Origin of the sequence: Vibrio sp. 1F279 (genome assembly GCF_041439815.1) — a bacterium.
Classification (GTDB): Bacteria; Pseudomonadota; Gammaproteobacteria; order Enterobacterales; family Vibrionaceae; genus Vibrio; species Vibrio tasmaniensis_A.
In genome coordinates this window covers 1-11,089 of the sequence record NZ_JBGOOU010000062.1, presented here as the reverse complement: position 1 = coordinate 11,089, position 11,089 = coordinate 1, and the positions used below count along the sequence as shown (strand labels likewise).

The following is an 11,089-nucleotide window of genomic DNA, read 5'->3' as shown; positions in this document are numbered from 1 at the left end:
AGGATCTTATCTCTCATCAACTTTGCAGATGCGCTTTGGGAGAGAAGAGTTGGGAGAGAAGAGTTGGGATCTGCAATTATGCAAAATATAGGCTAACGAATGCCCGAGTTGAAGCTGGGAATGTATCGATAGGCCTTCTTAGGCGGAGAGCTCGAGGAGTAAGGGATACTGATTACTTTAAATTGAAGATTAGACAAACCTCAATCCTAGAAACTCATTCTACAATTTATCCGGAAATCAAGCTCATCTAAGCGGAGAAGAGCCGTAAAAGTATCGTAAACTAAGAGGCGCTATCTGCTGCTAAGTAATGACGCTAACACGTAAAGGGGCAAAGGTGAGTTAGTGGTATCGCTCTATACGATGTGATCACCAAGCGATTCTGTCGTATCGTAACTACCAACCGACTTTGTCGTTCGCTTAATTACCGAGGGAAATTGACGGTCTCTATTTTTACGTAATCCTTTTACTAGTGTTACGAATTAGTCAGGGGGATATAGGATGATCGTTATGGATACTCAATCTCAGCTTACCGTGGATATCATCGCGAAAGTTGCTCTCGGTAAAATCTCAATTACTAATCTAAGCTCCTCAATAAGTCTCGCAGAACCATTAAACGTTATCTCAGGCGATATCGCTCTGAATAACTGCTGGGATGGAAAGTCACCTTATATGCTATTAAGTATTGTTTGTGCAGATCAGTTCGGGAGTAATTCTCCATCCGTCCCATGTTTTTTTAACTTTCCATTCACCTTCGCCATAAACCTTAAGACCAGTCGCCTCAATGGCTAGGTGCTGTATCGCCCCTCTCGTTTTTGTCTTAAATGAGACCTCAACTTACTTAGCTCTACGACTGATTCAAGTGTAATGCGGACAATTTAACGGAACATGGGCAAGTCTAAATATCGAGTCGATAAATCCTTGCAGCGCTCTCTGTGACATAGAAAAAACTCGTTTCACCATGAGCGCTGTCGTGATAGCTAAATCACTGAACCGACGTGGCCTCCCGCACTAATTCTGTTTGCTTTGCGCCCAGCCACTTATCGCCTCTTCATCAATCCAAAAGGTAAGAGAACCACGGTTAATGAGTGATTGATTGTATTTGTTTTATAACGTGGTTTAGGCATAAGGCTACGATAGGGAGTAAATGTAGCTGATCAGATCGTAGGTTATCTATTTAGTTCCACTGATATTACGCAACAAACCCTGAACAGTCTCTAATTCCAAATTTCATCATAAACCCCTCACAACATAAATTAAATATAAATTATTATCCCATAGCCTTTGCATTCGTTATTTTTAATAATAAATAGAGTGAATAGACCTCACAACTAATAACCATTGCCTCTGTCGCTCAGTCAATAGAATATTCAGAAGTCATAAAGTCAACTAAGTAGTGACAAATCACTTTTCTAAGGAGGACAAGCTTCTAGGTTTAAAGATATTTCAATTCAATTAAATTTGGTCGTTGAAATCATGATTTTTCTTATAAATAAAGAGTAACTTGCTATGATAAATAAAAATCCAACAAAACCAATTCATCAAAAAAAATCAAGGTTTAGATACTATTTACGCTATCTTCGGATTAAGTTTAAAAGATATACCTTTAAAATTAGGAAAAATAAAAATTCGTCTCTCGATGTGAGATATGACCATTTAAAAAAAGACATTGGGATATATGATAAGTACCACTAACATCATTAATAGATCTTCTTCCTCTTGCTTGCTGGTTATGTCGCAAAGTTTGGTTGACTACATGCGCACTAATTTTTGGATGCAATTAGTAGGCTATGAATCCCAAGCAGATAACCTTCAGGATTGTCGAGCTGTCTATTTAGTTATCGATCATAGTTCCACTCCTGCAAGCGTAGAACTGGCTCCATCATCAAGTTCCTATCCCAGGCACTGCTGCATCTTACCTTTCGTTTTCCGATGACTTTTCTTTACTACTAGATGGTTCAGATACTTAACTTAAAACTGAACTGTTCCGCCAGACTAGACACTCAATTAGGAGACATTTTTTTCAAAGTTAACTGGGCCTAAATAGAGACTTATCTTCCTTGAGTCTAACCATTTATCTAGTTAAACATAGACTTTCGGAGCTTATCACTTTGAGTAAAAAGTAAAAATAGAATAAAGCAGATGATGGCAAGTCCTGAAGATATTCCCAACATCAATAAGCTTTCTTCATATATCAGAGGTAAAGCTATTGAAAAAAAGCGAGTATGACAACAAATAATTCACACACCGCCCCAAAAATAGGACGCTGATGACGAAACACTGCCCATTGATAAACCATTGTTGCTAACCTCCTTGTGGCTTAACCTAATTACCCTCTTGCAGGTAAAATACGTTCAGGTAAACTTTGTTCCCGATTTAGACTAATAAATCAGCTTCGGTAACGTCTGATACACCTTATTGTTAGATTATTTTAAAACAACAAAACCCTCTTACTCAGGGGAGTAATTTTACTATTATTATGTTTAATGAGCATCTCCTCGACAGTAAGGTGATTATCAACCCAATTAATACCAACCCACACCTAATCAAAAAATCTGCAATGGTTAAATACACAAAATTCTATTTATATCATTTGGCTTTGTTGCGTAATTAAATTTAGAGATAAAGGCACCCCGTTTCGGGTATTTCTTAGTCAATACGGCAAGTTTCAGGCATACCTAACCCTGTGAGCTTGTTCAACGCTTTTATGATCGCGTAAATTTCACCCACTTGTGCATTGTAATTTCTTAAACTTAAACGACCACCAAGCAACTGTTTAACTCGATACATCGCTGTTTCTGAGAGGGAGCGTTTGTGGTAACCATGCCGCTCTTTCCAATACTTATTTGAGCCATATAACTTCTAGCAACCTACTGCGAGATTTCGGTGATGACCCCGTTCCCAGAAGGCAGCCCCTTCTCTTGGAGGAATAAGCGCAACGGCTCGCTTAATCTTAATCGCATCGTGACACGCTCTCGTATCATAAGCGCCATCACCAGACACCTCAAGGATACTTCGGCGTGTTTGTTTCAGTAAATTCGGGAGCACTTCTCCATCTGTAACCGTCGATAAACTTAGCTCGGCGGCAATGATTTCATGAGTGCTTGTATCCACGGCCATATGCAGCTTTCGCCAGACTCTACGTGATAAAAGAGCATTAAACAAACTGGAAGGATTAAGCAAGCCTGAAACAATAACGCTCGCCTAATAGTTAGACATGTAAGGGCTCTTGTCTCAAAATTTGAATTTGGAAACAAAGCCCCATAAAGCATAAACAATAATGCATAAAACTATTACCAATTTAAATTTCGACAGCGCGAACAGGGCAATAGGCTTGCAAGCTTTCAAAGTCAGCTCTTAACTGGACCAAATCATCATTAAAAAAGGTTAAAACACCTGCAGTGTCAACAAGAGAGTTTGATTCTACAATGTCACCCACTGAGATATGCCATTGCAGTTCGTATTGACTTTGCAATCTGGGCTCCAGTAATTCAAGCACTTTACCATTCTGAACAGGCAGTAAGGCTGAAACAACATTGTTGCTAAATTTAGGTTTAATGTACTGCTTAATATCTAACCCGCAGCTCAACAAGAGGGTTGCATCGACCATATTAACATTACTATTTTTTTTGTGATAAGGGACCCCAATTCCACCGGGCACACGGGCTGCTATCTCTAGAAACGTAATTTTTCCATTGTCGTTTGAAACAAACACTTCTAAGTGAGTGGAGCCATTACGAAAACCAAGAGCATCTATTACACTCTGATTGAAAATTGATAATCTCTCACATAATTTCTTATCGAGGACAGGGAAAACTGATAAAGGTTTTCCTAAGACAAAGTCAAAGTTAGAGCACCCTAATTCCAAGATACCCGAAAAATAAACTTTGCCGTCCACAACTATTGAATCACACTGATACATTTTACCTTCTATAAACTCATCAACCTCATAGGAAAAATTATATTTATTATCCTCTATCATTTCGATAAAATTTTGAAAATCATATAAATTATTTACAATTTTAACATTTACACTACCTGCCCCACTTGTAGGTTTTATAACCAAGATCTCGCCTAACGTTTTAGTCAAATTTTCATAATACTCTTTTTCACTACTTTTCGCTCGCCCAACATCTAAACACGTATGTTTAGGAATACTATTGCTCATCAATTTTCCAACTATTTCCTTCATTAGTAACTTATCTCTGAACTTCAACATGTCACTTGGCAAATCTCCTTTGATATTTAGAGCCTCTCTAACATACGCAGCAGTCAATACATTATCTTCTTGCTGGCAAAATATAGAAAAACTATTAGAAGGGTTGATATCCGAGATCTCATCAAGCAAAATTTCTATTATATTTTCATGGGATAATACCGGACGTAGGCTACTATCCAGTGAGCTCGAAACTTTGTGAATTTTATCTAGGTAAGGAAGAACTCTCTCATCAACATCCTCACTTTCGCTTATAAATAAAGTAATTTTAACTCTGCCGGATAGCATTCCTAAAATAATATCAGAACCTAAACCAATGTAAGTCTGAGAAATTAAAACTAGATTTTTTATCATATTACTCTCCATAATGAATATTAATCCTGTGTAAAATTCTGCTACCCTCTTTTGATTCACAAGGTGAAATGCCTTTACCGCAATGAATAGTAGAAATATTATCCCAAATAATTATCTCACCTTTAGTGTAAGAGTGTTCATAATATTTCGAATTTTCAAAAATAAAATCTTCCAATAAATTCAAAATAAAAATAGATTCTAGTTCGCTTTTGCCTTCAATTTTAAATGAGCTTCCACTAGTAGCAAATAGTGAGGCTGTGCCAGTAATTGGATGTCTTACTACAAGGTCATGCAGGCAATGTTCATGCTCTTTACATTTTTCGCTTGATAATTTTTGCTCATATTCCTCCTTATCTGTAATTTTTCTTCTGTTACCAAATTTATGAAGCACTTTAGTTGACTGTAAATCAAGGCCATAAAGCTCTGATAACTCCCTATGAAAATTAATATTATTAACGATAGATTTAAGTCCTGATTCTAAGTCGAGAAACATTGTTTTCGGTCCATTTTTAGGAGCATTTATTGCATATAACGAAGTCGCAACACCAACCTCTCTACGATAAGCCATGTCACTGTGCCAGTAAGCACCACCATAAAGGACACCGTGCTCCCTAGCATCGGAATCAAAATAATTCGATATTTTTATTATTTCTGGTACATGCTCTAGAGCGAATTCAGATAGAATATGAGTAATTGGCTTCCCAAATTTTGACATAAAAGATAAATATTCTTCATCGGAAAAAAATTGGTCTTCTATAATTATAACTTTATATTTAAAAAGGATATTCTTTATCTTTAATATTAAATCATCATCAACTTTTCCTTTTGAAAGGTCGAGTTCACTCAGTCTACAACCAAAACCATCCTTTAACTCATTAATCAACATTTTCACTTTCCCCTTAGTTATAACACTCCATCGTATTAATAGATCTAGCTCCGGCTAAAGTTCCTATAACGGAAATATTTTTACTTCCAGACTTAGATTTAACTTTACTAACAAAACCTTTATCGTTTAAATACAGCCCCTTAATATTATTATCTGGCAAATTACCAATTGTACCAATCGCTGAAACAACTATAGAATTTTTGATATTTATAGAAATCACTTTATTACCGTAATCCTCTTCAACTGATAGATTATCGTAACAACGTCTTGCAATATGATTGTTATTTTTTTTGCTTTCAACCAGGGCTGAAATGCAATCTTTAGAGCGAGAAAAATTGCTATATATAAAAAAACGTGACTCTACCAACTCAGAAGAACTCTGAGATTTCCATATATATTCAATGGTCTTTTGAGATGGTGCTCTGAGTGCGAACCGATCCTGATTTTCTTGTGGATAAACTCCTAGATATTCGCGAGCCAATACGGTTGATTTAAACCCCCTTTCATAGGCTGAAGTAGCAATTTGGAAGGCTGAATTTCCGCTACCAATTATAAAAACTTCGTAGCCAAGTTTTTCTAGACATTTATCAGATTCAAAAAATTGATATGCTGAAAAGCAATTTATTGTATTATAAGAATCTATCACATTTGGTATATTCCTAGGTTTTATACCTGTAGCAATTATCAAATTTTTAGTTTCAAATTCTACTATCTCCCCATTGATTATTACGTGGCAGGAATAAATATCTTTCCTTTCCTCTATAAATGAAACAAATCCTAGAACTACTTCAATCGGATAATTTTTAATACAATCTGTTATATAGTCTATATAATTAGCCGCATTTGGGGTTAAAGAATTGTCGAAAATATAATCGTTTATAGATTTTTCATGATGTTTAATATCAAGCTCGTTCTTGTATGACTGCAGTTGCTTATATCCCATACAAGACATGGAACCACCTAACTTGTCGGAAATAATTAAAACTTGTTTCCCCTCAGAAATTAACCTTTTCGTTATCAGAGCGGCAGAAGGGCCACCGCCCAAAATTATATATTTATCTTTCATCGATTTTACCTATATTTAAGCTACTTAACCTATCACACGCTGTAAGTAAATCTGGGCGCCTAACGGAAAAAGAGAATCGAATAATTTTACTTTTACTTTTACTTGTATGAAATTCATCCAAGGGAAGCGGTGTCACTCCACATTGATTTGTTATAGATATACATATTTCTTTTGCGGATTTAGATGTTGTCAAATCATTACAGTCAACAGTTACAAAGTGACCACCTCTTGGATAATAGGCCTTCATACCTTTATTAATAAGTGTTGAGTAAAGGATATTACGATTTTCTTTATAGTATTTTCTGAATCTATTTGCTCCCTCACCACCATACCTATCTATCATACTAGCAGCCGCACGCTGAATTATATCTGCAGTACAATTTGACATATGCATGTGGTAGGAGTTGGAAATTCTTATGTTTTTTTTTGAACCGACTAACCAACCAACCCTTAAACCGGATGCTGCTAAGGACTTAGAAAGTGAGCCTGAAATTAAAACTTGGTCAATTATCTCAGATAGCTCATTATATGGTATTTTACTGGAAGTATAGTTGAACTCTCTATATACATCATCAACCAATAAAAATGACTTTTTTTCTGTGCATATACTTATTAGCTCCTGCCACACTTCGCTAGAAATAACCATTCCTGTAGGATTATGTGGCGTATTGATCAATATTGCTGTTTTATTATTTATTTTTTTTCTAACATCATTTACATTTATTTCAAATTGATGATTATTTATTAAAAGTCTACTAGAAATAAATCTAATCCCTGCCATTTTACACATCATTGGATAGTAGGAATAGAATGGTTCTGGTACGACAATTGATTCATATCCCAGTGTCTTTAAGCAATACATACTACATAAAAGTGACTCTGTACAACCAGAAGTTATAATTGAGTGATAATTATCCCCATACATAGATTTTATTCTACTATTAAGCAATACAGCGCCTTGTACAGGCATGTATTGCCAATTACATCCCTCTCCAGATGACATATATTCACTCCAATCTCTATCATATATATTTATAGGTAACCCTTGAGAGAGATTAATTGATGACTTCATTTTTGATAACTTAGACATATATCCATAAATATTATTCAAACCATTGCCTACCAAATTTTTTAAAAATATTAAAAATTTGCAGCAGAATAATTAAAACTGCTGCTTTAAATTAAAATTATTTCGTTAATCGATGAAGCCCATTCCAGAAGTTTGTTAGTGATTGCAAAACTTCACTGGCCCCAGATATCAATTCTTCTCTAGCCCCATCTCCACCTTTACTAGCTTCAACCAATACATCTTGGATCCAGTCAACATGATTAGATTCAATTAATATATGTAGATAAAAATAATTAAAATCTTCATGTTTCCAACCATCGTAGAGTCTAAATCCTTCATATAAATTTATAATCATCGGAAGTCCAAATTCTTCGATGACATAGTGAGCACCTATTGCTTTATTAGGACTTTCTTCCAAGAATAATCTATTTAGATCATTAATTAATTGTCGAGTTTCAGTCGTATAATCTACAGATTTGTAATCATCCAAAGTAACTCCTATAGCACTTAGTGACTCTTCAAACATCGCAAAATGTGGGGCACCTCTCCCATCGCCCAACTCGGACACAACAGTCCGACTAATCTTCAATCTAATTAGTTCGTCATCTACACGCGGAGCTAAACCTGATAAAATTTCAGGAAAAGTTCTTATGTAAAAGTAATATTGTTGAAAAATCGATTTTATTTTTTCTAATGGTAACTCCTTTTCTCTAAATGTTTTGTAAAATTGGTTTTCGTTTATATTAGACTCCTCGATCATGCTTTTAATTACTTCAATCACTTCACATTTACTCTTCGTAACTTCCATTTTATTCCCTTACCGTTTTTTTCGACTTGTAATAATTTGCAAATAAAACACTAATGCAAACAAGAATTACTAAAATGGGCACAAAATAATTATCCCAAGATAAATAAAAATATTCTAAACCCAGTGCAACACTTGGAACTAAAGGTGTTATAATTGAAACTCGACCCGACCCCAACGTCACTATTGAATACTGTAATAAATATATTGGAACCACTATAAATGTGAGAGATAATATAGCCATGTTTACCAATATCGTAAATTCTGATTCATATAGAATCCTTATGGAATCATGGCTTGAGAAAAAAATATAAATGAGTAACATTATAAACCTCGATGCTAAAATATTTAAAACCGTAAATCCTCTCTTATAAAAAATAAACTCAGAGTACACCATATACAAAGCAGCTGTTACTCCTGCTATGGACGCGTATATAACCCCTTGTATCAAAGAGTCATTTATACCACCGTCAAAATAAACTCTAGTGTAACCAAGTAATCCCAAGAAAAAAGCCAAGAACAACACTGATATAATAAGACTCTTCTTAGGTAGTCCCTTATGTATTAGATACTCCACAACAATTACAATTATTGGTATCCATCCTTGATAAATAGCTGACTCTACAGAGGCTTCGATTTTCTGAAGAGCCATGAACATAAACAACCAACAAAATAGCGTTAATACATTCAAAATCGCTACCGATTTAAAGTTAGTGATAATAAAAAAAGTAAAATTCCCTTGTTTTAAACAGAATAATGTAAAGAATGAAAGCTGAGCAACCAATACAGTAAAAAATATTAGTGCCTCTGAATTAAAAGTCGAGAACGAATAGTTAACCCAAACGGATGATACAGCAGTCGCTAAACAATATAATCCAATAGCTAACCATCCTAGTCTTTGCGTTAATAGAGGGTTATGCTTTAGATAATAATCATTAAAATATTTTTTCTCGGCCATTATCGAAATTCCTTTTATACCCACTTATTGCCTGGATTTAACCTTAATTGTTGGAGCCAGCAATGCACCATGATCAGTAAACATACTCTCAGACAGGAGGTAATACCTTTAATTATTAATAGATAAATTATTTAAAATAACTATACCCAAGCAATAGTTAGCTACCTTTCTTAGTTTATATAGAACAGTCAAGCATAGGAACCAGATGAACCTTCGACGGTAAAATTCAAACTCAAGCCAACTAACATGTATAATGGCGATATTTTCAACCCAAGGCTCACGTATGGGTTGACTGGTCTAATATCCCAGAATCAGCTGCTAACAAATTGCTTAATGAGACAGTTAATGTTCGGCGATTTTGGGTTGGTTAAGTTTATTTATTACTGGAGGTTGCTTTAAGGGCTGTTAGTTTTCCTCTGATTTTTAGTTGCCGATTACATTTTTATTTTTCTGGCTTTGTCGGTTTTCTAGCTTTGACAAATATTATGGATGAGTTTTCGACAGTGATAAAATTTGTCGGGATTACTTATCTGTTTTGGTTGGCTCATATCACTTGGACTTATTATATTACCGATACCTCGGCACGTACTTCGGATAACGGAGTACCTGCCTCAACTGTTGGTTTGCTAATAACCCTATTGAATCCGAGAGCAATATGGATATATGGGCTTATTTCCCGAATTTATCGATTTACAATCAGTTTATGTATCAGATATAGCGATGATATTTGCGATTTCAACGTTTTCTGTGGGCGGTTTTTAGCAATCAATAGAGTTTTACTTACAACAACGGCCTTACCTCGTTGACTGCTCTTACAACGTAAAATTAGAACAGATTGGCTTAAAACTTGCTCTATGCTTTAATTTTGATGTACTTATGTTATTCCGACAGATATTTCCATCACCATTCCCAAAAATCCACTTCATATCTAAACCGTTCAACCTCCTCATCGGTCAGTTCCGGTATTGCTTTGATAGGTCTTCCTCTGCGTTTAGGGGGAGATTTCGTCAGCTTAGGTTTGGATGCTCTTACTTTTCGAGTTTTAGGGTTACTCACAAGCTGACCTGATAATATTCCACTAATAACTTCCCCTATCGCCTCAGCAGATTGCGATACTTGAGCATCATCCACGTGAGCATAACGAAGCGTGGATGAAATACGCGTGTGACCCAACAGTTTCGACACCATTGGGATAGGATACCCCTCTAGCACCGCATAACTGGCAAAGGTATGGCGCAAGTCGTGAATACGAACATCCTCGATATTGGCTAAGGCTCGCACCTGTTGCCATACCATACTAACCTTAGTCGACCGACTCACAAAATTACGTAAAGGTACAAACACATCATCAGGTGACTCGCTACATTGCGACCATGCCTGCTTGGATATGTCTGAAAGGAGCTGTTGCGCTTCCTTGCCCACATACACCACCTTCGCACCCGTTTTGCTGTCCGGCAAGTGCCACTCCCTGCCTTTAACAAAAGACCATTGCAGTCCTGTTACCTCTGAAATTCGACATCCCGTTAACAGCACCAGCTCTAGCACCTGACAACAGCACGCTTCCATATCACCTTGCTGGCTGACCACCGTTAATGCGTTATGCAACCGCGCTAACTCGTCCAAACTCAAAAAACGATTGAGCTTTTTTTTACGATTTTGCTTGAGACCATCACAAGGGTTTTCCATGCAATAACCTTGCTTCACCGCATATTTGAAGATAGAACGAAGCACATCAAGA

The 11,089-nt window shown here is 36.0% G+C and carries 8 protein-coding genes and 3 pseudogenes; 2 read left to right on the top strand and 9 right to left on the bottom strand.

The window, feature by feature from the left end; genetic code table 11:
* Positions 1–251 (top strand): annotated as a pseudogene (locus ACED60_RS24380) (transposase); the annotation flags it as partial.
* A 459-nt stretch (positions 252–710) separates the two neighbouring features.
* Here the strand turns inward: ACED60_RS24380 and ACED60_RS24375 are convergent.
* The 8 genes and pseudogenes from ACED60_RS24375 to ACED60_RS24340 all read right to left on the bottom strand — a co-directional run.
* Positions 711–1,124, bottom strand: a pseudogene (locus tag ACED60_RS24375) (IS5 family transposase); the annotation flags it as partial.
* A 1,522-nt stretch (positions 1,125–2,646) separates the two neighbouring features.
* Positions 2,647–3,141 (bottom strand): annotated as a pseudogene (locus ACED60_RS24370) (IS5 family transposase); the annotation flags it as partial.
* Between the two features lie 157 nt (positions 3,142–3,298).
* A complete protein-coding gene (locus ACED60_RS24365) occupies positions 3,299–4,567 on the bottom strand; it encodes an acetyl-CoA carboxylase biotin carboxylase subunit family protein (protein WP_371728634.1) in 1,269 nt (422 codons plus the stop codon).
* 1 nt (position 4,568) lies between these two features.
* A complete protein-coding gene (locus ACED60_RS24360) occupies positions 4,569–5,453 on the bottom strand; it encodes a TauD/TfdA dioxygenase family protein (RefSeq protein WP_371728633.1) in 885 nt (294 codons plus the stop codon).
* Positions 5,454–5,466: 13 nt separating this feature from the next.
* Positions 5,467–6,519 (bottom strand): SidA/IucD/PvdA family monooxygenase, encoded by a 1,053-nt coding sequence (locus ACED60_RS24355; RefSeq protein WP_102579852.1) that lies wholly within the window; start codon positions 6,517–6,519, stop codon positions 5,467–5,469.
* Positions 6,509–7,609: a pyridoxal phosphate-dependent aminotransferase gene (locus ACED60_RS24350; protein WP_265121962.1), complete on the bottom strand. Its 1,101-nt coding sequence runs from the start codon at positions 7,607–7,609 to the stop codon at positions 6,509–6,511. The genes ACED60_RS24355 and ACED60_RS24350 overlap by 11 nt, the downstream gene beginning before the upstream one ends.
* A gap of 97 nt (positions 7,610–7,706) precedes the next feature.
* Positions 7,707–8,396, bottom strand: a complete 690-nt coding sequence (locus tag ACED60_RS24345) for an iron-containing redox enzyme family protein (RefSeq protein WP_371728632.1) — start codon at positions 8,394–8,396, stop codon at positions 7,707–7,709.
* Position 8,397: 1 nt separating this feature from the next.
* Positions 8,398–9,351, bottom strand: a complete 954-nt coding sequence (locus tag ACED60_RS24340; protein WP_017099403.1) for a hypothetical protein — start codon at positions 9,349–9,351, stop codon at positions 8,398–8,400.
* Positions 9,352–9,836: 485 nt separating this feature from the next.
* Between ACED60_RS24340 and ACED60_RS24335 the strand changes: the two genes are divergently transcribed.
* Entirely contained in the window at positions 9,837–10,157 is a 321-nt protein-coding gene (locus tag ACED60_RS24335; RefSeq protein WP_157939753.1) for a LysE family transporter, read from the top strand.
* A gap of 94 nt (positions 10,158–10,251) precedes the next feature.
* Here the strand turns inward: ACED60_RS24335 and ACED60_RS24330 are convergent.
* On the bottom strand, positions 10,252–11,089 hold an 838-nt coding region (locus tag ACED60_RS24330; protein ID WP_371728631.1), incomplete at its 5' end, for a tyrosine-type recombinase/integrase.

Bases quoted from the DNA above. Each gene is read 5' to 3' on its own strand.
- ACED60_RS24345 (WP_371728632.1), bottom strand. From the start codon at position 8,396: ATGGAAGTTACGAAGAGTAAATGTGAAGTGATTGAAGTAATTAAAAGC.
- ACED60_RS24350 (WP_265121962.1), bottom strand. From the start codon at position 7,609: ATGTCTAAGTTATCAAAAATGAAGTCATCAATTAATCTCTCTCAAGGG.
- ACED60_RS24360 (WP_371728633.1), bottom strand. From the start codon at position 5,453: ATGTTGATTAATGAGTTAAAGGATGGTTTTGGTTGTAGACTGAGTGAA.
- ACED60_RS24335 (WP_157939753.1), top strand. From the start codon at position 9,837: ATGGATGAGTTTTCGACAGTGATAAAATTTGTCGGGATTACTTATCTG.
- ACED60_RS24355 (WP_102579852.1), bottom strand. From the start codon at position 6,519: ATGAAAGATAAATATATAATTTTGGGCGGTGGCCCTTCTGCCGCTCTG.
- ACED60_RS24365 (WP_371728634.1), bottom strand. From the start codon at position 4,567: ATGATAAAAAATCTAGTTTTAATTTCTCAGACTTACATTGGTTTAGGT.
- ACED60_RS24340 (WP_017099403.1), bottom strand. From the start codon at position 9,351: ATGGCCGAGAAAAAATATTTTAATGATTATTATCTAAAGCATAACCCT.